22 protein-coding genes are annotated in these 22,473 nt (G+C 65.4%); 9 read left to right on the plus strand and 13 right to left on the minus strand.

Annotated elements, in window-relative coordinates; all coding sequences use genetic code 11:
- Positions 1-219 carry a hypothetical protein gene (locus FGU65_RS12865; RefSeq protein WP_301664894.1) on the plus strand — a complete coding sequence of 73 codons (219 nt, stop codon included), beginning with the start codon at positions 1-3 and terminating at the stop codon, positions 217-219.
- A 155-nt stretch (positions 220-374) separates the two neighbouring features.
- On the plus strand, positions 375-605 hold the full coding sequence (locus FGU65_RS12870; protein ID WP_301664895.1) for a hypothetical protein: 231 nt from the start codon (positions 375-377) through the stop codon (positions 603-605).
- An 11-nt stretch (positions 606-616) separates the two neighbouring features.
- Here FGU65_RS12870 and FGU65_RS12875 read toward each other — a convergent pair whose 3' ends face one another.
- Positions 617-946, minus strand: a complete 330-nt coding sequence (locus FGU65_RS12875; protein WP_301664896.1) for a hypothetical protein — start codon at positions 944-946, stop codon at positions 617-619.
- A 120-nt stretch (positions 947-1,066) separates the two neighbouring features.
- Here FGU65_RS12875 and FGU65_RS12880 point away from each other — a divergent pair, with 120 nt between their 5' ends.
- The 7 genes from FGU65_RS12880 to FGU65_RS12910 all read left to right on the plus strand — a co-directional run bounded on the left by FGU65_RS12880 (position 1,067) and on the right by FGU65_RS12910 (position 6,437).
- A complete protein-coding gene (locus FGU65_RS12880; protein ID WP_301664897.1) occupies positions 1,067-1,351 on the plus strand; it encodes a hypothetical protein in 285 nt (94 codons plus the stop codon).
- Positions 1,352-1,695: 344 nt separating this feature from the next.
- Positions 1,696-1,911 carry a DUF4258 domain-containing protein gene (locus FGU65_RS12885; RefSeq protein ID WP_301664898.1) on the plus strand — a complete coding sequence of 72 codons (216 nt, stop codon included), beginning with the start codon at positions 1,696-1,698 and terminating at the stop codon, positions 1,909-1,911.
- A 97-nt stretch (positions 1,912-2,008) separates the two neighbouring features.
- Positions 2,009-2,254, plus strand: a complete 246-nt coding sequence (locus tag FGU65_RS12890) for a type II toxin-antitoxin system MqsA family antitoxin (RefSeq protein ID WP_301664899.1) — start codon at positions 2,009-2,011, stop codon at positions 2,252-2,254.
- Between the two features lie 262 nt (positions 2,255-2,516).
- Positions 2,517-5,177, plus strand: a complete 2,661-nt coding sequence (locus tag FGU65_RS12895; RefSeq protein WP_301664900.1) for a UPF0182 family membrane protein — start codon at positions 2,517-2,519, stop codon at positions 5,175-5,177.
- Positions 5,178-5,280: 103 nt separating this feature from the next.
- Positions 5,281-5,571, plus strand: coding sequence for a nucleotidyltransferase family protein (locus tag FGU65_RS12900; RefSeq protein ID WP_301664901.1), 291 nt, complete (start codon positions 5,281-5,283; stop codon positions 5,569-5,571).
- The gene (locus FGU65_RS12905; protein ID WP_301664902.1) at positions 5,568-5,906 is read left to right on the plus strand and encodes a HepT-like ribonuclease domain-containing protein; all 339 of its coding nucleotides are present in this window, start codon (positions 5,568-5,570) and stop codon (positions 5,904-5,906) included. The genes FGU65_RS12900 and FGU65_RS12905 overlap by 4 nt, the downstream gene beginning before the upstream one ends.
- Before the next feature lie 72 nt (positions 5,907-5,978).
- Positions 5,979-6,437 carry a CBS domain-containing protein gene (locus FGU65_RS12910; RefSeq protein WP_301664903.1) on the plus strand — a complete coding sequence of 153 codons (459 nt, stop codon included), beginning with the start codon at positions 5,979-5,981 and terminating at the stop codon, positions 6,435-6,437.
- On the opposite strand, the gene FGU65_RS12915 is transcribed toward FGU65_RS12910, so the two are convergent.
- The 12 genes from FGU65_RS12915 to FGU65_RS12970 all read right to left on the minus strand — a co-directional run bounded on the left by FGU65_RS12915 (position 6,403) and on the right by FGU65_RS12970 (position 22,470).
- Positions 6,403-7,590: a cation:proton antiporter gene (locus tag FGU65_RS12915; protein WP_301664904.1), complete on the minus strand. Its 1,188-nt coding sequence runs from the start codon at positions 7,588-7,590 to the stop codon at positions 6,403-6,405. The genes FGU65_RS12910 and FGU65_RS12915 overlap by 35 nt on opposite strands.
- An 860-nt stretch (positions 7,591-8,450) precedes the next feature.
- Positions 8,451-10,283 carry a threonine--tRNA ligase gene (locus tag FGU65_RS12920; RefSeq protein WP_301664905.1) on the minus strand — a complete coding sequence of 611 codons (1,833 nt, stop codon included), beginning with the start codon at positions 10,281-10,283 and terminating at the stop codon, positions 8,451-8,453.
- 420 nt (positions 10,284-10,703) lie between these two features.
- Positions 10,704-11,261, minus strand: a complete 558-nt coding sequence (gene dcd, locus FGU65_RS12925; RefSeq protein ID WP_301664906.1) for a dCTP deaminase — start codon at positions 11,259-11,261, stop codon at positions 10,704-10,706.
- Positions 11,248-11,994: an RNA methyltransferase gene (locus tag FGU65_RS12930; RefSeq protein WP_301664907.1), complete on the minus strand. Its 747-nt coding sequence runs from the start codon at positions 11,992-11,994 to the stop codon at positions 11,248-11,250. The genes dcd and FGU65_RS12930 overlap by 14 nt, the downstream gene beginning before the upstream one ends.
- Before the next feature lie 7 nt (positions 11,995-12,001).
- Entirely contained in the window at positions 12,002-12,694 is a 693-nt protein-coding gene (locus FGU65_RS12935) for a phosphoglycerol geranylgeranyltransferase (RefSeq protein WP_301664908.1), read from the minus strand.
- Between the two features lie 5 nt (positions 12,695-12,699).
- Entirely contained in the window at positions 12,700-15,495 is a 2,796-nt protein-coding gene (locus FGU65_RS12940; protein ID WP_301664909.1) for a DNA topoisomerase I, read from the minus strand.
- Between the two features lie 6 nt (positions 15,496-15,501).
- Entirely contained in the window at positions 15,502-16,926 is a 1,425-nt protein-coding gene (gene gatB, locus FGU65_RS12945) for an Asp-tRNA(Asn)/Glu-tRNA(Gln) amidotransferase subunit GatB (RefSeq protein ID WP_301664910.1), read from the minus strand.
- Positions 16,923-18,224 carry an Asp-tRNA(Asn)/Glu-tRNA(Gln) amidotransferase subunit GatA gene (gene gatA / locus FGU65_RS12950; RefSeq protein WP_301664911.1) on the minus strand — a complete coding sequence of 434 codons (1,302 nt, stop codon included), beginning with the start codon at positions 18,222-18,224 and terminating at the stop codon, positions 16,923-16,925. The genes gatB and gatA overlap by 4 nt, the downstream gene beginning before the upstream one ends.
- Entirely contained in the window at positions 18,225-18,494 is a 270-nt protein-coding gene (gatC, locus tag FGU65_RS12955) for an Asp-tRNA(Asn)/Glu-tRNA(Gln) amidotransferase subunit GatC (protein ID WP_301664912.1), read from the minus strand.
- Positions 18,478-19,494: an asparagine synthase C-terminal domain-containing protein gene (locus tag FGU65_RS12960; protein WP_301664913.1), complete on the minus strand. Its 1,017-nt coding sequence runs from the start codon at positions 19,492-19,494 to the stop codon at positions 18,478-18,480. The genes gatC and FGU65_RS12960 overlap by 17 nt, the downstream gene beginning before the upstream one ends.
- Before the next feature lie 420 nt (positions 19,495-19,914).
- On the minus strand, positions 19,915-21,255 hold the full coding sequence (gene purB, locus FGU65_RS12965; protein ID WP_301664914.1) for an adenylosuccinate lyase: 1,341 nt from the start codon (positions 21,253-21,255) through the stop codon (positions 19,915-19,917).
- Positions 21,256-21,879: 624 nt separating this feature from the next.
- Complete coding sequence (locus tag FGU65_RS12970; protein ID WP_301664915.1) at positions 21,880-22,470, minus strand: DUF2115 domain-containing protein; 591 nt, start codon at positions 22,468-22,470, stop codon at positions 21,880-21,882.
- Between the last annotated feature and the right edge of the window lie 3 nt (positions 22,471-22,473).

Raw genomic sequence — 22,473 nt, forward strand, 5'->3', positions numbered from 1 at the left:
ATGGAAGACGAGTGTTCGATGCGCGAGCCCCGCGACATCAGCGATCAGCTCTCGGGGCTGAAACAGCATCCGCAGGAATCCCTCGACGACGTTGTCAGGCGCCTTGCCGCAGAGGTGGCCGACGACGAGTACGACGACCCGATGAAGACCTGGAAGTCGTGCCCCGTGTATAAGCTTGAAGTGCTCTGGAAAGACCAAAGCCGGGAAAGCGCAGAGTAACCCTGCCGCTGCCGGCTCTGGAGAGGAGAGGTCTCTCCGGGTGCGTCCGCCGGTGCGGGGAGAGATCGCCAACCTATTTTTCGCGAAAGACCGCCTCGGAGCGGTGCGGCTGCTGTGAACCAAAGGTATTTCTGATAGCCGGGCTATTCTCGGTCATGGTCGGCACACCGGAATGGATGCAGAGGAGGATGGGGCTCCGGCGGCACCGGGGCTGCCGCAGGCCGGGCGCTGCCGGGTACATCGAGGTGCCGCTCGGCCGGGACACGCTGCGGGCGCTCAAGAAGGGCCTGCGGGGGATCCGGTTCGGGCGGGTGCCCCGGCTCGGAGAGATCGTCGCAGCGCTCGATCATGCGTGGCTGGCTGCCGAGCGGGCGCCGGAGTCCTGATCGCAGGGTGCCTATCCTGCTGATCGCTCCGGGCAACCCCCGGGCCGGCACCGCGGAGCCTGCGGGCGCAGAAAGCCGTTGCCGCACCGGGTGCACCGGTACTGGGCATAGACAACCGCATGGTCCGGGATCTCGACGGAGCCGAGCCACTCGCCCGGACTCCCGCAGCGGGGGCACGCCGGCGTTGCCTCCTCCTGCACCTTCTGTTTTATCAGGAGGGCGATGATCGCCTGGTTGACGTCCGGATAGGGTGCATTGCTGCCGTTTGACTGTACTTTCTCCATCAGCCACCGGTAGAGTGAGTCCGGTAGGCGTACGGTGATCTGGGGGCGTTCTTCCATGGTATCTGCATGGGAAGCGCCCGCTTAAAAATGATACCTATGGGTAGCGAATGTTACCGCGATCCGCCGGCGAAAAACAAGAGACTATATCGGCTCGCGGGAAATACCTGAAGAAGAGAGATGGAACCGTCCGAAAACGTGCAGAGCAAGCAGGTGGGGGTGCGGCTGCCCGGCCATCTCTACCGGTGGCTGAGGGTGAAGGTGGACGCTGGCGAATACTCCAATATGGCGCAGTCCGTCATCGGGGAGCTGACGAAGGCGAAGGCGCTCGAGGAGCAGCGCCGCGAGCCTGCGGCCTACGCTGTCCGCGAAGAGCCGGAGAGCGACCCGCTGCTGCGGCTCGTCGACGAGCGGCTGGACGCGCTCCGGCGCGAGCTCCACGGCGAGATCGAGCGGCGGCGGTGATGGCGGGCGGCAGTCCTCCCTGCCCGAAGGGCTCTTTTTTCGTCGATGGCTCGTGCCGCGGTCCCGGCAACGCTGCAATCTTCTCCCCGATACCTTTGGGAATACTCCGACCTTCTTCTTTTTGGCTCAGCTGTGATCTCGATGATGAGTAAACCGATCCCATTGCCCCGGCGGTTCCCCTACGATCCAAGCTGCTCATGCTCCGTGAAATGATCGACGCAGAGATGGTGCGAGCACCGGCCGCTTGGAGAGCTCCTTATCGCAAAAGCGTTTGCGGCGGTCGACCTCATCCCGTCTCCGTCGAAGAATACTTCTGCTTGTTTGACGTTTGCTTATTTGCAGACATGCCGGCGAACAAAAATCGGATCGTGGAACTGGCAGGGCAGGACGCTGTTCTCATCTCACGGCATGCCCGGGTCCGGATGTTTGAGAGGAACATCCGGACGGACGAGATCATTGCCGTCATTATGGCCGGTACGATCATTGAGGACTATCACGATGATGAACCGTGTCCTTCCGTAATGATCCCTGGTTTTATCGGGGATCAGGCATATCAGTAGTGTGGTAGCTATCTGTAGTGATCACCTCCGGGTCATTACCGCGTACGCAGCGCCCGGAGGACCTGTGGACCGACAACCGGATACGGAGAGAGCAAAAATGATTCCTGAAAAATGCAGCCTCTGCAAGGGTGCCCTGCACGAAGGAAAGACCGAGTTTCTCGTGCGGGTGCAGAACGAGGTCATTGTCGTGCGCGACGTCCCGGCGTACATCTGCGACCGGTGCGGTGAGGCGTACTTTACAGCAGAGACCTCCCGGAGGATCGACGTGATCATGGACGGGGTGCATCGGGGCACTATCTGTCTCCATCCGCTCGCCGCCGGTGAGATCACCCTTGCCGAATAGCGGGTATCTGTCAGTCCGTCACTGCATTCCGCGAACAAAAATACCGAAGGTTGCGGACTCTCCGATACGCGAACGCCCCGAAACGCCGCCCCTGTCCGGCACACCGGCTCTGCAGCAAACGATCGACGGCATCGGAGAAGTTCGTCCGATCCTTTTCACTGTCGCAGGTTCCCGCAAGGTCGCGTCGCGGATGGTGCCTGCCACCCGGCCACCCATGGTTTTTTGAACCGGCGGGCCGTAAACCCGGGGTTGTGGTGCAGGCATGCGGCCCTCAACGCTGGTGATCCTCGGGCTGGCAGGAGTGGCGATTGCGGTATCGATCGCCGTCGGGGTTCTCGCCGACTGGTTCTGGTTCGGGGCGGTCGGCTACGAATCGGTCTACCTGACCGTGCTCGCGGCACGGGTCGGCCTCGGGGTTCTGGGTTTTCTGGTCTTCTTCGCCGTTTCGTACGGGAACGCCGCCGTCGCCGCCCGGACGGCGGGGCAGGGGACGCCGCTCGTCGCCGGGCTCATCGCGGCCGTGGGGAGCCTGCTTGCAGGAATCGTCCTCTCGGGCGCCTGGGAGACGGTGCTGCTCTTCTTCAATCAGACGGCGTTTCTCGCGGATGACCCGATCTTCGGGCTTGATATCGGGTTCTACGTCTTCGCGCTTCCGTTCTATACGCTCATTGTCAATTTCCTGCTGGGGCTCTTCCTCTTCGCGGCCGTTCTCGCCGGCGCCGCGTTCCTGATCCGGGCGCTCGGGATCGAGCTTGAGCCGGGCCGGCAGCCGGCGGTGACCGCAGAACCCCGCGGCTGGCAGCAGTATGCCCGGGCGTTTCTCCCCCATCTCTCCGTGCTGCTCTTCCTTGTCTTTGCGGCGCTCGCCGTCCGGCTCTGGCTCGCCCGCTACGGCATCCTCTTCTCCACGACGGGAGCGGTCTACGGCGCCGGGTACACCGCCGTCAACGTCACCCTTCCGGTGCTGACGGTTCTGGCCGCGCTTGCGCTCGTCATCGGGATCGGTTTTCTGATCAACGCGGCCTTCGGGCGGATCCGGGTGATCGCCTACGGCCTTGCGGCCTTCGTGGGCGTCGCCCTGATCGGCCTCGTCGCCGTCGCTGCCGTGCAGGGGCTCATCGTGGCGCCGGACGAGTTCAACCTCGAGCGGGAGTACCTCGGCTACAACATCCAGCATACCCGTGCCGCCTACGACCTCGACGAGGTGGACGACCGGTTCTTCCCGGTCGCGCTCAACCTTACGGCGGAGGACATCCGGGAGAACAACGCCACGATCAGCAACATCCGGCTCTGGGACTGGCGGCCGCTGCAGGCCACCTACGCGCAGCTGCAGCTCTTCCGGACCTACTACGACTTCTTCGACGTCGACGTCGACCGCTACACCCTCGACGGCCGGTACAGGGAGGTGCTCGTCTCGGCGCGGGAACTGAACGTCGGGCTCCTCCCCGAGCAGGCGCAGACCTGGGTGAACCGCCACCTCATCTTCACCCACGGCTACGGCGCGGTGATGAACCCGGTCGACCAGGTGACGCCCGAGGGGCTCCCGGTCTTTTATCTGCGGGACATCCCGCCGGTCGCGCAGTTTGAAAACCTGACCGTGACCGAGCCTGCCATCTACTACGGCGAGGAGACCGGCAACTACGTGGTGACGCAGACGACCACGGCGGAGTTCGACTACCCGTCCGGCGAGCAGAACGTCTACACGAGGTACGGCGGCACCGGCGGAGTGCCGCTCAGCGACGGGCTGCGGCGGCTCGTCTACGCGGTCAGGTTTGGGTCGATAGAGCTTCTGGTCTCGGGCTCGATCACCCCGGAGAGCAGGGTCCTTCTCTACCGGAACGCAGCCGAGCGGGCGGCGGCCATCGCCCCCTTCCTCTCCTATGACCCCGACCCCTACGTCGTGGTCGACGGCGGGAAGATCTTCTGGATCATCGACGCCTACACGACCTCCCTGCAGTACCCCTACGCCGAGCCGACGGCCACGGAGGTTCTCGACGGCGGGCGGACAAACTACATCCGAAACAGCGTCAAGGTGGTCGTCGACGCCTACACCGGCGACGTCGCCTACTACGTCGTCGACCCGGACGACCCGCTGATCGCCGCCTACGAAAAGATCTTCCCTGGCCTCTTCCGCGGGATCGGGGAGATGCCGGCGGGGCTTCGCGACCACATCCGCTACCCTCAGGGGATCTTCCAGGTGCAGGCGAACGTCTACGCCCTCTACCACATGCAGGACCCGCTGGTCTTCTACAACAAGGAGGACGCCTGGGTGATCCCGGACGAGATCTACCGGGGGGCGAGGCAGCCGATGGTGCCCTACTACGTCATCCTGCGGCTCCCGGGCGAGACGGACGAGGAGTTCATCCTCATGCTCCCCTTCACGCCCCGCAACAAGGAGAACATGATCGGCTGGATGGCGGCGCGGTGCGACGCACCGAAGTACGGCGACCTGGTCGTCTTCCGGTTCTCAAAACAGGAGCTGACCTACGGCCCCATGCAGGTCGAGGCCAGGATCGACCAGGACCCCGAGATCTCGCAGGCGATCACCCTCTGGTCGCAGGCGGGCTCCGACGTCCTGCGGGGCAACACCCTCGTGATCCCGATCGAGAATTCCATCATCTACATCGAACCGCTCTACCTCGAGGCGACCGAGCGGGGAACCCTGCCGCAGCTCCGGCGGGTGATCGTCGCCTACGGGGACATGCTGACCATGCAGGAGACCCTGAACCAGTCGCTGGCGGTCATCTTCGGCGAAGGCGGGGAGGCGCCGCCCGGGGAGGTGCCGGCCGTCGGCGGCGATCTCGCAGAACGGCTCGCCCGGATCAGCGATCTCTTCGATGCCGCAGAGCAGGCGCTCTCGGAGGGTGATCTCGGGCGCTACCAGGAGCAGATCAACGAGATCGGGCAGGTCGCGTCGCCGTAGATAACGCCTTTGTTCTTTTTTGGGGTCCTGGTAGTGCTGGGAATCCCTGCACATATATAGTATCCGACGGTAACAACTATCAAGAGAGTGAGAGAACTGCCGTATGGGTATCTCGAGACAGGTTCTGGAAAAGAAAGACGACATACTTCGCATCGCCGCACGACACGGTGCTCATACGATTCGGATCTTCGGTTCGGTTGCCCGGGGCGAGGAGACGCCGGAGAGCGACGTCGACTTCCTCGTGGAGTTCGAGGAAGGCCGCACCCTTCTTGATCAGGTGGGACTCATCCAGGATCTGGAAGACCTGCTCGGTTGCAGGGTCGATGTCCTGACCGAGGGAGGGTTGCACTGGTATATACGGGATCGGGTACGGCGGGAGGCGGTTTTGCTGTGAAGGACGATCGGCTCTACCTGATCCATATCCTCGAGCGGATCGAACGAATCGAATCCTATGTGCAGGGCGGCCGGGAAGAGTTCGTAGCATCGCCGATGCGGCAGGATGCGGTTATCAGGAACCTCGAAGTTATCGGAGAGGCTGCAAAGTGCATATCCGAAGATCTTAAGCAGCGGTATTCCGACATTCAGTGGCGACAGATTGCCGGTCTGCGTGACGTCTTAATCCACCAGTACATGGGTGTGGACGTTGCCCGGGTGTGGAATATCGTCGAGCGTGACCTCATCCCCTTAAAGATCCGTATCCGGAACCTGCTCGCGGATCCCGGTACATAAGGCCGGCCGATCTGGGGGGGTTCGGCGAGTGCAATCGCTTTTTATACCCGCGCCGCCCAGACTCCCGTAGGTATGGAGCCCGGCGATACACCCATCCGCAAGATCATGCACCGGGAGTTTCTGCACGTCACCCCGGAGACGCCCGTCGCCGTCGTCCTCGAGAAGTTCTCGGAGCGCGGGCGGCACGACCTGATCGTCCTCGACGAGTCCGGCGGCTTTGTCGGGGTGATTCTGCTCACCGATATCGTCGGGTGCGTCCTCCCCCGGCTTGGCATCAGGGCGAAGAAGCGGTCGGCGGCCCTCCCCTCCGATCTCCTCTGCATGATGCGGGGCGGTGACCAGGGTGCCGGCGACCTCGCCACCCGGTCGCATATCGCGATAGGGGAGGACGCCACCGTCGCCGACGCCCTCGCCCACATGGCCCGCGACCGCCACCCCTATCTCGTCGTCGTGGACGCGGCCGGGACGGCGGTCGGCTGCATCGAGATATCGGATATCATTGCGTTTCTGCGGAAGGACGGCCACCTCTAGCCCCTCGCTCCTGCAGGGCGAACCCCCACTTCATCAGGAGCGGGGCCGCGAAGATCGTTGCTATCACCATCACCGTGACGGCGGAGTAGAGCCCGGCGCCGATGATCCCGGCGGCGAGCGAGACCTGGGCGACGACGAGGGCGATCTCGCCGCGGGCCGAGATCCCGAACCCCACCGTGAGTGCGGCGGCCGGGCTTGCGAGGAAGTAGCGGGAGCCGAGATAGCCGCCGAGGGTCTTGCCGGCGATGGCGAGGACGATCAGGGCCGGGACGAGCAGGCCGACAAAGACGGCCGGGTCCGGGGAGAAGAGCAGCCCGATCGAAGCGAAGAAGAAGGTGACGAAGAACCCGAACCCGAAGTCGATGATGCCGTCGAAGACGCTGCGGTCGTTCCGGACCTGCCGGCCGAGAATGATCCCGGCGACGAACGCCCCGATGGCGTAGTGCAGCCCGAGCGCGTGCGCCGCCGCGGCCGTCGCCAGCGCAATGGCGATCGCCGCCACATAGGGCATCTCGTGGGTCAGCATCGAGCGTGAGATCCGGAAGAGCCAGACCGAGAGCCGCCGGCCGATGGTGAACGCAAAGCCGATGAAGAGAACGGCGAGGAGGAGCGCGCCCGCGAGCGGCAGGAGATCGAGCCTGCCCGAGAGCGCGACCGGGGAGAGGACGCCGAGGAGGACGATCCCGATGATGTCGTCGACGACCGCGGCGCCGATGACCGTGTTTCCGACCAGGCTGTCCAGGCGGCGCAGGTCGATCAGCGCCCTGACCGAGACACCGATGGAGGTGATCGAGAGGATGACGGCGAGGAAGAACTGCTCGGCGAAGGAGAGGCCGAGGAGGGCGCCGCCCAGAAATCCGAGGGCGAAGGGCACGGCGACGCCGGTTCCTGCGGTGAAGGCGGCGGCGCTCTTCGCTGCTGCAAAGGCTTTCGGGTTCATCTCCACGCCGGAGATGAAGAGGAGGGCGATGACGCCGATCGTCGCGAAGACCTCGAGGGTTTCATCGAGCGTCACCAGCCCGAGCACCGCCGGCCCGAGGAGGACCCCGGCGCCGATCTCGCCGATCATCGGCGGGTAGCCGAGCCGCTCCAGCCCCTCGCCGAAGACCTTGGCGACGACCAGGATGACGATGATCGCGACGATCGGATCCATCAGGGGAGAGATGGTCGTCCGGGGCGCAAAAGCCTTGCGACGTTTTGGGGATGAGGGGAAACACTCCATGTAGCGATCCGGTCGACGAGGCGTCTTCACACGGTTCGAGCCTCAGATCTCCCGCCGGAAGCAGCGGGGTGGGTGAGATGAGCCGGCTGCGCCGGATGGTGAGGGATATCTTCGTGGGGGTGGGGGAGGGGGCCGGCCCCATACGCGCTACCGTAGCCTCTGGGTGCACCGAAATTCCTGGTGCTATCGGCGGGGTCCAGGCACTTGATGAGGTCCCATCTCTTGCTCCGGATGACCGCAATCCGGGGCATGGGCTTTCCCCTGTGTATCGCCATGACTGCCCCCGCCCCTGGGGGCGGGGGAGGAGGCCGGAGGCCGGGTGGGGTGGGGTCGATGATGTCTGTGGATCTTCATGGGAGACAGGGGAGGGGAAACCCCCACCCCCCGGGGCGATAGCCGCCACGGTTCACGGCATGGGGAGACGCCCGGGAAAAAGGTCGTCCACGGGACAAGCCCGGTCAGGGGAAGAACCCGGTAGACGCGCAAATCCCCGTATCTCAGGGTAGCGCTAATGGAGGGCATCCACCTCCCCTGACGCGATTATCCCTCCGGCCCCTGGACCTGAATAGGCGGGGGTGCATACAAACCCATCAATCACCTGCAAAGAAAAAGTCTCAGGTTTTTTGCAGACGCTATCAGAGTGCAAGAGAGTATTTCCCCTCTTATCGCATGCGATTGCCGTTCTGACCCCTGAAACCTGGGGCGGTCGCGGAGGAAGGTGGTCATCGTTTCTCCTCCGCGTGGTGTAATCCCGGAGCCTCTCCCGGCAGGGCAGCAGGGAAAAAAAGAATTTAGATGAACCGGGGCTTCTTCGAGAGCTTCCGCGGGGTATAGAGGGGGCGGGAGGGTTTGCCGGCGGTCTCGGCCCTGACGGCGGCGACGAGCTCTTCCTCGGTCATCTGCATCTTGCAGGGCTTCTTCGGCTCCGAGAGCCTCCGCACCGTCACGGTGAGCCGTCCGGTCTCGGCCTCCTGGTCGCCGATGACCGCGACGAAGGGGACCCAGTCCATCCCGGCCTCGCGGACCTTCTTGTTCACGCTCTCCTCGCGGTCGTCGAAGTCGGCGCGGATCCCGGCAGCGGTTAAGCGCGAAGCGATCTCCTCGGCGAAGGGGTGGTGCCGCTCGGCGATCGGCACGAGCCGCACCTGGGTCGGGGAGAGCCAGGTCGGAAGCGACGGCACCGCCTGGGTCGCGGTCTTCTCGAGGAGGGCGCAGATGACCCGCTCGATGCTGCCGGTCGGCGAGCAGTGGAGGATCGGCGGGTAGACCTCCTCGCCCTCGGGGGCGTAGTACTTGATCCCGAACCGGCGGGAGCTCTCCACGTCGATCTGCACCGTCGGGTTCTCGATCGGCCTTCCCTGGCCGTCGATCGCGGCGAGGTCGACTTTTGCGATCCAGTAGTGGAAGCGCTCGGAGAGCACCTCGATCAGCATGGGGACACCGGAGTCTGCGACGATCTTCTTCACCCAGGCCTCGTTCTCCGCGTAGAAGTCGCGGGTGCAGCGGAAGATGCCGACGAGCGGGGTCTCGAGGTCCTGTCCGGTCTGCCAGCCCATCCGGAGCTGCTCCTCAAACGCCTGCAGGGTGCCGGCCTCGTCGCGGCAGAGGGTGTGCATATCGGGCATGGTGAAGGCGCGGAGGCGCTTGAGGCCGATCACCTCGCCCTTCTGCTCGTGACGGAACGAGTAGGTGGAGAGCTCGTACATCTTCATCGGGAGGGTGTTTGGCGAGATGTGCATGTCGTGCATGATCGAGAACATCCCGAAACAGGCCGCGAACCGGAGCATCATGTCGCGGTTGCCGCTCTTGAACCGGTACTGCCGCTCGCCGAACTTCCCGGCGTGCTCGTTGATCGCCGTGTTCCCGAGGTCGTACATCACCGGCGTCTCGACCGGCATCCCGCCGTAGTCGAGGACGAGCCCGAGGACGTAGTCGGCGAGAAGGTCGCGGACGAGCTTGCCGCGGGGCATCCAGCGGTGGTGGCCGACGTCGGAGAGCGCCTCGTAGTCGACGAGCTCCTTTGCGCGCATCAGTTCGACGTGGAGCGGCTCGCCGCCCTCCGGGCCGGGAAGCCCGAGCTCCTTCTTCACGAGAGCGCCGAAGGCAGAGTCGTCGGCGTACCCGGTCGCGTCCCGCCGCTCCCCGTCCGGGGTCAGCACGAAGAACTCGTGCTCGATCTGCTTCTTCGCCGCCTCCCCGGCCGCGCCCGGGACGATCGTCCGGGAGAGCTCGGAGAGCGGGTGGCCCTTGCAGGAGAGGGTGAAGGCCTTGTACCAGCCGAAAGGCGCCCGCTTCACCGTGAGCCCCTCGTCTGCACCGAGCGCCGCCTCCATCGCTTTCAGAGCGGTGACCGCTGCTTCGGGCGAAGAGAGATCGCTCGAGAGGTGGGCGTAGGGGTAGATCATGATGTTCGTAACATCGAGCTGTGCCGCCGTCGAGCGGATCTCCTCGACCGCCTGCCGGACGGCGTCGTCCACGTTCTCTTCGTCGACCGACTCGACTGCGCAGAAAACAGTCAGCGCCTCGTCGAGCATGTCCGCAGGGACGATCGCTTCCTCGGCGAGTTTGGTCTTCTTTCGTGCTTCGTATTCGATATGGTCTGAGTGAATCAGGAGAAGTCGCATGCCATTAACCCCGGGAATATTTCGGTACAGATCTGTGTTCTTGAACTATATAACGTGCGGACTGGTGCGCTCCTGCGAATCCCTCGCAGAGGGTGGCCGACGGCAGAGTCCCCTCCGGCGCGAGGGCTGAGGAGCCGGATACAGTGGCCCGTGGAGAGAATCGCAACTGCGGGAGGAGATGACAGGGCAGGATACAGTGGACCGGGAAGGATATCGGAACGGTGGAAGGGAATGATTGAGCCGGATGCACCGGACCGTGGGGAGAATCGCAACGGGGGTGGGGACGGGGGAGGGGGCCCAGCCCCCTCCCCGCAGACGCTTTACCGGCAGTTCGCGCACGTGTTCTGCCCGAAACGGGCAGAATATCCCTTGAACCACCCCGCCCCGGGCAGCACAAAAAAAACGAGAGCGGATCCGCCCTCACGCACCGCGCCGGTTCTCGTGGTAGCGCGAGAGGGTTGCCTGCCGCTGGTCCATGTATTTTGCATCGCCCTTGCAGTTGTAGGGGCGGGCGGCACGCTCCGTCGTATAGAAGACCAACTGGCCGATCGGCATCCCGGCGTACATCCTGACCGGCCGCGCATTGACGTTGCACATCTCGAGGGTGATCGTCCCCCGGAAGCCCGCGTCGATCCAGCCGCCGGTCTGGTGGAGCTCGACGCCCAGGCGGGCGATGCTGCTCTTGCCCTCGATGCTCGCGACGACCTTGTCCGGAAGCTCGATCGCTTCATACGTCTCGGCGAGGACGAACTGCCCGGGCGCAAGCACGATCGAATCGGCCGTCATCTCCTCGACGTCCGCGCAGACGCTTTCGCGGTCGAAGGGGTCGATCACGTCGTCGCCCGGGACGTACCAGACGAAGTGGCTGCCGAGCCGGATATCGAGGGAGTTTGGCTGGATCAGGGCCGGGTCGAAGGGATCGACTTTGATGAACCCGCGCTTGATGTGATCCTCTATCTGCCAGTCAACAAGAATCATCCGTAGTAGTATCTCCCCATGACCCGTTTAAGGGTTCTTTTTTCTCTCCCATATGCCACTCGGCGCGCCGCATCAGGCCGTGCATCGTGCTCACTTCCCGGGCGGTGAGCTTCGTGCGCCCAAGGACGCGCCGGATCAGGGTCATCGTGTTCTCCCGCTTGAAGTCGGGGTGGTCGATCCGGTCGAGGAAGGCATCGATGTGGGTGTAGAGCGAGTCCATCTCCACCGGGGAGGCCAGGAGGTAGGTGCCCCGCGGGAGATTTGCGAGCTCGTAGCAGACGATCCCGACCGCGTGGGAGAGGTTGAGGATTGGGTAGACCTCGCTTGTGGGGATGGTGCAGATGAGGTTGCTCCGGGCAAGCTCCGTGTTGGCGAGCCCCCAGTTCTCCCGCCCGAAGAGAAAAGCGACGCGGCCGTCGATATCGGCGACGATCTCGCGGACCTCCGCGGGCTCGTAGTAGGGCATCCGCATGGGGGTGCAGATCGATTTGCTCACCTCGCCGGTCGTGGCCACCACAAAATCGTAGTCCCGGTAGACCTCCTCGAGCGTGCAGCGGCGGGCGCTGTCGAGAACGTCGCGGGCGTGCGACGCGCGGGCGATCGCGTCGTCGCCGAGCGGGCAGGGGTTGACGAGCACCAGGTCGCAGAACCCGAAGTTCTTCATCACCCGGGCGGCGAACCCGACGTTCCCCTCGTAGAGGGGCTCGACGAGGACGATGGCTATCTCCGGCATGGGGGATCTAGCGGACCGCCCGGACGGTCTCGCGCAGGACGGCCGGCCCCTGGTCGTAGACGGCGTTTCCGACGACGATCGTATCCGCGTAGCGCCCCATCTCGGCAGCGCGCTCGCCGGAGGTGATCCCGCCGCCGTAGTAGAGGACGGCGTTCTCGACTGCATCCGCCGCGGCGCGCACCACGGCCGGGTCGCCGTAGGCGCCGGAGTACTCGATGTAGACGATCGGAAAGCGGAAGTAGCGGTCGGCGACGCTCGCGTAGGCGGCGACGTCCTCGGCGCCGATACCGCAGTGCGCCCGGGTCACCTGCCCGACGGCCGACGCCGGGTTGAGGACGATGTAGGCCTCCGGGACGACCTTCTCCCACCGGATCGCGCCGTCGCCGTGCCGCAGCCATGCCTGGTGCTTCCCGACGATCCAGCGGGCGTCGTCGGTGTTCATGACGCTCGGGACGAAGAGGAGATCGATCCCGTCGAAGATGACGCACTCGGGGCCTGCCGGCTCCACCACCAGGGGCAGATCGTGGGCGGCGACCAGATCGAGAAGATCGCGGAGATTCTCCTGCGTTACGTTCAGGGTGCCCGAGAGCATCAGGGCGTCCGTCCCGCTGGTCACGATCTCCTCGACCGCCGCCGGCGAGATCGGTTTGTCGGGATCCAGCTTCGTTACATGAACCCAGTTCTTCCAGTTCTGCTGCATGGATGTCACTTCAGGTGAGCGATATAGGCGCGGATGGTGGCCGCCGCGATGCCGGTGATCGCCGAGGCAGCGGCCGGGTCTGCGGACGTGAGCGTTTCTGCGTCGTAGATGCCGGCGAGCATCAGTCTGTCGAGCGTCGCTTCGCCGATCCCGGGAACCGCGAGGAGTTCTTCGCGGCCGCGCTCGAAGGCCTTCCGGGAGACCTTCGCCGGGACCGGGCGGCCGAGGTGCAGGCAGACCTTCTCCACGTGTTTATATACGGTCTCCGGGTTCAAACCGGTTTTGCTGGCGAGATACGGGATCGGGAGAAGACAGAAGGCGTCCGGGCTCGTGATCCCCGCCTCGCGGTACTTCTTTAGGGAGACCGCCGGGACGCCGGCCTCTTTCAGCGTCCGCTCGTGGCAGATCTCGCGCGACCGCGTCAGGAGCTCTTCCGTCTCCTTCTCCCCGATCCCGGCTTTTTTGAGCGTTGCCGGCCTCGCCCGGGAGAGCGCGGCGATGTCCCCGATCCCCTCGTCGAGGAGTTTTGCAAAGATCTTGGCGTGGCTCCGGCCGCGGCGCGGGGGGACGATCTTCCGGAGGAACTTGCGCAGTTCCGTGCGCCGCCGGAGGATGGTCAGGACCTCCCCGGCCTCGGCGGCCAGGTCCGCCGCAGCGCTCTCGGTGACGCCGGCGACGGCGGCGAGCTCCTCCGGCTGCATCGTTGCAATCTCGTAGACCGTGTAGATGTGCCGGGCGTGGAGGCGCCGCATGAGGTCGTCGGTCATCCCCGGCATCATCCGGAACGCCTCGACGTTCGACTTGATGTGGCTGCAGAGCGGGCACCCGATGTTCCAGGGGGGCGCACCTTTGCGGATCAGGCGGACGTGGGCGAGCCGGTGTTCGGGGCAGACCTCGTCGACCCGGATCGCCCGCCCCCACATTGAGCCCGGGAGGCTGACATTGAACCGGCACTCCGGATAGCCGGTGCAACCGATGAACTGGGACGCGCCGGTATGCCGGATCCGCAGGTCCTCGCCGCAGACCGGGCAGGGGCCGACGGTATGCTCTTCGGCCGTCTGCTCCCGGATCTCCTCGCCGATCTCCTCTTCGTGCGCCTCGAGTTCGTCGAAGACGCGGTGCAGCATCTCGCGGGACTCGTCGATCACGTCGTCGCGCGTCCGCTGCCGCTCCTTGATGAGCTGCATATGCTCTTCGAGCGTCCGGGTCATCTCCGGTTCGGTGATCGTATCGGCGTGGTTGTCGAGGGCGTCGGTGACCGCCCGGCCTACGAGCGTCGGGCGGAGGGGGTTGCCCTGCACGTAGCGGCGGGAGACGAGCTTGCCGATCACCTCGTGCCGCGTGCTCTTCGTCCCGAGGCCGAGCTCCTCCATCACCTGGATCAGCTTGCTCTGGGAGTAGCGGGGCGGTGGCTGGGTCTGCTTCTCCTCGAGCGTCACCTCGCGGATCGCCAGCCGCTCGCCGACCGCAAACGTCGGCAGGATATTCTCCTTCGCCTCGCTGTAGGGGTAGACGCGCCGCCATCCCGGGTCGATGAGCCGTCCGCCGGTCGCGGTGTAGGGCTCGCCCGCGGCGTCGAAGAGGCATTTGATCGTCGCCCACGTGGCGTCAGGCGAGAGGGTCGCGAGGAAGCGCCTGACGACGAGCTCGTAGATCTTCCAGCGGTCGCCGGCGAGCGCTTCCCGGCTCGCCGCCCCTGCAGGGTGGATCGGCGGATGGTCGGTCGACTCCTTCTTGCCGCGGGTCGGCACCGGGCGGCGGTTCTTCTCCACCCAGGCGACGTCGGCGTCGAAAGCCGTGCCGCGGAGCGTCTTGAGGATACCGTTCAGGTTCAGCGACTTCGGGTAGACGGTGTTGTCGGTCCTCGGGTAGGAGATGTACCCGTTCATGTAGAGGTCTTCGGCGATCCGCATCGCATTCGCGGCCGAGAACCCGAGACGGCTCGCAGCGACGATGAACGAGGTGGTATCGAGCGGCGTCGGCGCACGGTCTTTCTTCTGCCCCTCTTTGATATCGGTCACGGTCAGGGGTTCGCGTGTCCGCTCCTTCGCGGCGAGCGCCTCGGCGTGGTCGTCGAACCTGCCGTGGGTGTGCCGCGCCTCGATCGCCGTCTCTTCCTTCTCGGTTTCGAGCGAGAGCATCCAGTAGGTCTCCGGGACGAACGACTCGATCTCGCGTTCCCGCTCGACGATCATCGCAAGCGTCGGGCTCTGCACCCGGCCAACGGAGAGGATGTTGGCGCCGCCCCGTCTGGCGGCGATGCTGATGAACCGGGTGAGCGACGCACCCCACATCAGGTCGATCGACTGCCGCGCCTCGCCGGCGGCGGCGAGCGCGAAGTCGAGGTCCGCGAGGTTTTCGAACGCCCGCCGGATCTCCGTGGGGGTGATCGCCGAGAACCGGGCGCGGTTGATCGAGACGTTCGGGTTCACCGCCCGCACAAGCTCGTAGGCCTCTTTCCCGATCAGCTCGCCCTCGGTATCGTAATCGGTGGCGATCGTGACGAGGTCCGCCTTCTTTGCGAGCTTCTGGATGAGGCTCACGATCTTCTTCTCGGTCGGCTTCTTTATCACCCCGGCGTCGATCAGGGTCCGCGGGGGGTGGGTCTCGCTGCGCCAGTTGGTGTAGCCGGGTTCGAAGTCGACCTCGACGACATGGCCCTTCAGCCCGACGACCGTTTTGGTGTCGAAGCTGTAGGTGGAGACGCTCCCCTCCCTGACTGCGCGGACCTTCTCGTTCCCGGCGAGGATGCCGGCGATACGGTTTGCTGAAATGTTCTTCTCTGCGATGATCAGATGCACGGCTGATTACCCCTCGGTCGTTTCAATACATGCGGCAACGAGCTCGCCGAGCTCGCGGGGGTCCGCCCGCCCCCGCGTCTCCCGCATCACCTGGCCGACAAGGAAGTTGAGCGCGCCCTTCTTGCCGGCGCGGTAGTCCTCGACCGCCTGCGGGTTGCCTGCGATCACCGTCCTGACGATCGCGGCGAAATCGACGCCGGTCGCCCTGGCGAGCCCCTCGCGCTCGACGATCGCGGCGGGCTGTTCGCACTCGTTTCCTGCGGCGCAGGAATCGAGCATCGTCCGGAGCACCTGGACTGCGGCCTTGTCGGTGATGGTATCCTCTTTGAGGAGCTTCAGGAGCCCGGCGAAGTGCCCGGGCGGCACCGCCGCGATGCTCATGCTCCGGTAGTTCAGCTCCCCGAGCAGGGTGTCCGCCGTCCAGGTGGCGGCGAGCACCGGATCGACGGAGGCGATCTTCTCAAAGAACTCGGCGATCTTCAGGTCGCCGGTGAGTGTCCGGGCATGATTTAAGGAGATGCCGTACTGCTCGACGAACCGGTTCTTCCGGGCGACCGGAAGTTCGGGAAGTTCGATCTCCTCGACCCACCCGGCGACGGAGAGCGGCCGCAAGTCCGGCTCCGGGAAGTAGCGGTAGTCGTGCTCCTCCTCCTTGCTCCGGGACGCGGTCGTCACGCCCCGCCCTTCCTGGAAGTGGCGGGTCTCGCGGACGGTGACCGGCTGGCCGCGGCGGATCAGGTTCCGCTGCCGGGTGACCTCGAAGGTGAGAGCCTTCTCGACGCCCTTGTACGAGGAGATGTTCTTCACCTCGACCCGCTCGTAGCCCTTGATGGAGATGTTCGCGTCCACCCGGAGCGATCCCTCCTTGTCGCCGTCGAAGACGCCGAGGTACTCGAGGGTTGCGCGGAGGCGGCCCAGGAACCTGCGTGCCTCCTGGGGCGAGCGCAGGTCCGGCTCGGTCACGATCTCAAGGAGCGGGATCCCGCTCCGGTTGTAGTCGACGAGCGAGTAGCGGGCACGGTCGCCGCCGCCCTTGTGGACGAGCCGGCCGGGATCCTCCTCGAGGTGCGCACGGGTGATCCGCACCAGTTTCTCGTGCCCCTCGTCGTCCTCGATCTCGAGGACTCCCCGGATGGAGAGCGGTTTGTCGTACTGGGTGATCTGGAAGGCTTTTGGGAGGTCCGGGTAGAAGTAGTTCTTCCGGGCGAACTCCGACTCCTCCGGCACCTCCATATTGAGCGCCTTTGCGACCTTGAGGCCGTACTCGACGGCTTTCCGGTTCAGGCGGGGAAGCGCGCCGGGCAGGCCGAGGCAGACCGGGCAGCAGTGGGTGTTCGGCGGGTCGTCGCGGTAGTCGGTCGAGCAGCTGCAGAAGAGCTTCGTTGCCGTATTGAGCTGGACATGGATCTCGAGTCCGATGATCACGGTCATGCCGATCCCTCCTGCTCGTAGGCGTAGGCGGCATCGATGATCTGCTCCTCGGCAAAGTGGCGACCGATCAGCTGCAGGCCGACGGGAAGGCCGTCCACGGTCCCGCAAGGCACCGAGATTGCGGGAACGCCGGCGAGGTTCGCCGGGACGGTGAGGATATCGGAGAGGTACATCGAGAGCGGGTCGCTCTTCTCGCCGAGCCGGAAGGCCACGGTCGGCATCGTCGGGCCGGCGATGACATCGACCTCGCCGAGCACCCGCTCGAAGTCCTGCCGGACGTTCCGGCGGGCGACCTGGGCCTTGCCGTAGTACTTGCCGTAGTAGCCGGCGGAGAGCGCGAAGGTGCCGAGCATGATCCTGCGGCGGACTTCTTTTCCGAAGTGCTCTCCGCGGACCTCCTGGAAGGCTTCGTGCCACTGCTTCTGTGTCGGCGCCGGCGGGCCGTAGCGGACGCCGTCGAAGCGGGCGAGGTTCGAGCTCGCCTCGCTGGTGCAGATGACGTAGTAGGCGGCGAGGGCATAGGCCATGCTCGGGATGGCGCAGGGCACCGTCTCTGCCCCGAGGTCTTCGAGGCGGCCTATTGCGGACCTGACCGTCTCTGCGACACGGGGGTCGACGCCTTCGCCGAAGTACTCCTGCGGAAGGCCGATCCGGAGGCTCTCGATATCGGCGGAGGGCTGGTGGGTATAGGGGCGGTCGAATGATGTCGAGTCGCGGGAGTCGTAGCTCGAGATGACCTCCATCAGCCGCGAGACCTCCCCGACGCTCCGCGCCATCGGGCCGATCTGCTCGAGGGAGTTTGCGTAGGCGACGAGGCCGTACCGGGAGACGCGGCCGTAGGTCGGTTTGAGGCCGACGATCCCGCAGAATGCGGCGGGGCAGCGGATCGACCCGCCGGTATCGGTGCCGAGCGCCATCGGGACGAGCCCGGCGGCGACGGCGGCGGCGCTCCCGCCGGATGAGCCGCCCGGCACGCGGGTCTGGTCGACGGGGTTTAAGGTAGGCCCGTAGCCGCTCGTCTCGGTCGTGGTGCCCATCCCGAACTCGTCCATATTGGTCTTGCCGACGATCGCGGCGCCTTCGCCGCGGAGCAGCGAGACGACGTGGGCGTCGTAGGGCGGAACGTATCCTGCAAGGATGCGCGACCCGCAGGTCGTCTGGATGCCGCAGGTGGAGATGTTGTCCTTGACGGCGACCGCGACGCCGCTGAGTTTCCCGTCGCCGTAGGGGGCGGCATCGCACGTGGTGATGAAGGCGTTGCAGCGGTCGTCGGGTGCAAAGGAAAGCGTTCCCGCCACTTACATCACCCGCGGTGCTTTGACGAACCCGTCTTCCGTCGATCCGGCGTTTGCGAGGACGTCCTCCTGGGGGAGGCAGCCGCCGGGCTCGTCCTCCCGGAAGACGTTGGTGAGCTCCGGCGTCAGGGTCTCTTCGCCCGAGACCTGGTCAAGGGCGTCGAAGTACTCCAGGATCGCGTTGAACTCACGGGTGAACCCGGCCACTTCGTCGCGGGCGAGGTCGATGTCCGCAAGTTTGGCAATACTCTCAATCTCAATCTCCGATACCATATTCTGCCCTACTGATGTGATTTAAGTACCCTTGTACCGACTTTTTATAACCGTTTTTGCGGGTGAGCCGCTGGATGACCCGCCAGATCCCGCTGCCGTACTGCATCGCTTTCTTCTCGTACCACGCCGTATCCGCCGGAATGTGCCGCGCTGCAATCTCACGGAGGGGGTACTTCCGAACCCCGTCGCGCACCTTCTCGGCCGCCGGGACACCCCGGATAGCGCGCACGACCCGGACATCCATATAGGGAAGGGAGAAGTATGCCCCATGGAGCGCGGCGACCCGTTGATCGCGCACGCCCTGGTGGGCGAGGCCGGCGAAGTCCCGCTCGAGGTCGGCCGCGAGGTTCTCTGATTCGAGATACCGGGCGTAGCCGCCGAAGAGCTCGTCGGCCCCCTGTCCGGCGAGGATCCGTGTATAGCCGTGCTCCCCGGCCCATGCGGCGACGAAGGAGAGGGTGGTCGCGATCGCCGCGTCCACCGGGTTCGTCGGGTCAGGGATCACCCGGACGACCCGGGCGAGCGCTTCTTCGATCTCGGCCTCCGTCGGGGTGACGGTGTGCAGGACGAGACCGAGGTCGCGTGCAACGTGGGCGGCGCGGGCGGCATCGTGCGACTCTTCGACGCCGACGACGACGCATTCGAGCCCGGCGAGGGCTGCGACGAGCGAGGAGTCCACGCCGCCGGAGAGGGCGACGATGCCCTCGTCGCTCCGCAGGCGGACGGCGGTGACGATCGCCTCTTCGAGATCGCACGCTGGCGGTGTCGGGTCGATCGCGCCGACGGCCTGCCCGTTGCAGACGATCGTGCCCGCGGGCTCCGGTGAAAGCATGATGCCGAACCGGTCACGCGCCCTGCAGGCGTCCCATGCGAGGGCGAACTCGCCGCCGCACCGGGAGAGGAGCTCCGGTTCCTGGCTGAGCATTCGCTCTACCTCCGCGCGGGCGAGCACCTTTCCGTCCCGCTCCAGCCAGCCCTTCAGGTGTATTTCAGGAGTCATTCCAGGGTTTCCGGTCGCGATCGCTGTGAGGTGCCATATGAGTACCTCAAAAGTGAAGCACCTCTTGTTTTGAACCGATGGGTTATAAATATGATCGCATTTTCGGTGCCGCAGATTTCTGCGTTCGGGGCAATTGCGGGGATTTACCGGGGTATTTCATCAGAAAAGGGCGTTTTCGTTCGGAGATATCCAGAGCCGGAGCGTGTCGTGCTGCCGCTGCACCATCCGTCCGCGCTGTGGGTTCCTCTGGGAAAACCCCCTCTGTCCTCCTCCAGAGGATATCCTCCACCGTCCGCTTTTCAGGGAGCAGATCGCGATCACGGTCTGTATCGAACTATCGCACGGGGGGAGGGTGCGGGAGGGGGCTTGCCCCCTCCTGCCGGAGAATCAGATGGATGAATATCCGTTGCATACTGTTTCTTACCGCACCAGCGGTGCGAGCTTCTCGGTCAATCGGTCCACCTGCTGCACGGCCGTGCCGATGTAGGCGTCGGGGTCTAAGAGTTCCTCGAGTTCCTGCCGCGAGCAGTAGGCGGTGACGTCCTGCCGTGCGGCCAGCACGTCGACGAGGTTCTTGCCGTCGGCGAGCGCCTGCATGCTCGCTTCGCGGACGATCTCGTGCGCCTCCTGCCGGTCCATGCCGCGCCGCGTCAGCTCGATCATCACCGACTCGGCGAGGTTGATCCCGCGCAGCAGCATCAGGTTGCGGCGGATATTCTCGGGCCTCACCTGCAGCCCCTCGAGCACCCGGGTCATCACCGCAAGGATGTGGTCGAGCAGGATCGAGGCCTCGGGGAAGAGCACCCGCTCGGGGGAGGAGTTCGTGAGGTCGCGCTCGTCCCAGAGGACGTTGTTCTGCAGCGCCGGCTCGACGGCGGAGCGGACGATCCGGGCAAGCCCGCAGACCTGCTCGCTCTTGATCGGGTTTCGTTTGTGGGGCATCGTGCTCGAACCGACCTGCTTGCTGCCGAAGGCCTCTTCGAGCTCGCCGATCTCGGAGCGCTGCATCAGCCGGATCTCAAGGCCGATCTTATCGAGCGTCGTCGCCACGTTCGCGAGGAACATGAAGTACTCCGCGTAGCGGTCGCGGGAGATGATCTGGTTGGAGACGTCCACGGGGGCAAGGCCGAGGAACTCCATCATCGCCTCCTGGATCGCGGGCGCCTTCTCGCCAAGGGCCGCCTGGGTGCCGACCGCACCGGTCAGCTGCCCGACGAGCACGCGGGGGCGGAGCTGCCGGAGCCGTTCGATGTGGCGGGCGACCTCGCTCGCCCAGATAGCAAACCGCAGGCCGTAGGTGGTCGGGACGCCGATCTGGCCGTGCGTCCTGCCGGCGCAGACGAGCGCTTTGGTCTCCTCGCTCCGCACGAGGAGCACCCGGAGAAGGTTCACCAGTTTCTGCTCGAGAAGCGCGAGCGAGTCGCGCAGCTGCAGCCCGGTCGCGGTGTCGAGGATATCGTTCGAGGTCGCGCCGTAGTGGATCCAGCGGCCCGCATCCCCGCAGACCTCGGTGACCGCCCGGACGATCGCCATCATGTCGTGGTGGATCTCATCCTCGATCTCCTTGGCACGCGCAAGGGACGCGTTCATCGCTGACTGCCGGATCGCCTCTGCGTCCGCGGCCGGGATGACGCCGTGCGCCGCCTCCGCCCGGGCGAGAGCGACCTCTGCCGTGACGACCGCCCGAAAGCGGTTCTCCTCGCTCCAGACGTCGCGCATCTCCGGCGTGCCGTACCGGTAATCGATGGGGTGGATTGCCATAGTGGAGAAACGTTGGCCTTCCCGGATAAAAAAAGGGATGGCGGCGGCGGGAGGAATCTCATCTTTCCCTGAACATGTCAGGGAGCGGAACGGTCGCGGACACGGCCTTTCCCCGGGTATCGAAATGGGGGGGGTGCGGGAGGGGGAGACCCCATACGCGCTACCGTAGCCTCTGGGTGCACTGCATTCCTGTTGCTATCGGCGGGGTTCAGGCACGTGATGAGGTCCCATCTCTTGCTCCGGATGGCCGCAATCCGGGGTATTCGGGGGCACGGCTTTCCTCTGGGTATCGCCATGACTGCCCCCGCCCCTTGAGGGGCGGGGGAGGAGGCCGGAGGCCGGGTGGGGTGGGGTTGACGATGTCTGTGGATATTCTCGGGAGACAGGGGAGGGGGGAGACCCCCACCCCGGTGGCGATAGCCGCCACAGTCCACGGCATGGGGAGACGCCCGGGAAAAAGGTCGTCCCCGGGACAAGCCCGGTCCGGCACCAGCCTCGCCAGGGGAAGAACGCGGTACGTCCGGATCGCCGTATCGAGGGTTAGCGTATACGGGGGCTCGCCCCCGCCTGCCGACGGGTTTGAGGCGGGTCTCGCCAGCTTCTTTTGCATCCGGTCGCGGCGACTCACGGCATCTCGCTCTGCTCCGCCGGGCAGAAGTTGCAGAGCGAGTGGGGGACGTCTTTTTCGCGGTCGCGCACCGGGCAGAGGAACCTGCCGCTTCGCTCCTCTACAGAGAATCCTCCGGGGAACGGCATCCCGACCGGGTGGCCGGGCCGGTCGAGGACGAACATCTCGAACGCCGCGACGAGGTAGTAGAAGAAGCGGTGGCGGGGTTCGTAGCCGGCGACCCCCGAGTCGTCCCAGCAGAAGCACCCCTCCGGCACCATCGCAACGTATGCGAGCGCCTGCCCGGGGTCGGTGAGCGGCGCCGTCATGGCGGCGAACTTCCCAGCCCGGTGCATCGAGAGGAGGCGGTGGTATGCGCCGAGGACCTGCTCGGTGAAGAAGGGGCGCACCGCTTCGCGGTAGGGCGGGGGAAGCGCCTCGACCTCGCGGTAGAGCCGCCCGCCGATCATCTGCAGGTCGACGAGCGTGTAGCGCTCCGCCTCCCGGGCAAGCAGCGTCCCGAGTTCCCCCTTCGTCCGTGCCGATGCGAGACGGCTGCAGGCCTCCTCGATACGCAGGCGCTCGGGGTCGGACGTGGTCGGGCTCATCGG

It is taken from the genome of Methanoculleus frigidifontis (assembly GCF_030464345.1).
GTDB lineage: Archaea > Halobacteriota > Methanomicrobia > Methanomicrobiales > Methanoculleaceae > Methanoculleus_A > Methanoculleus_A frigidifontis.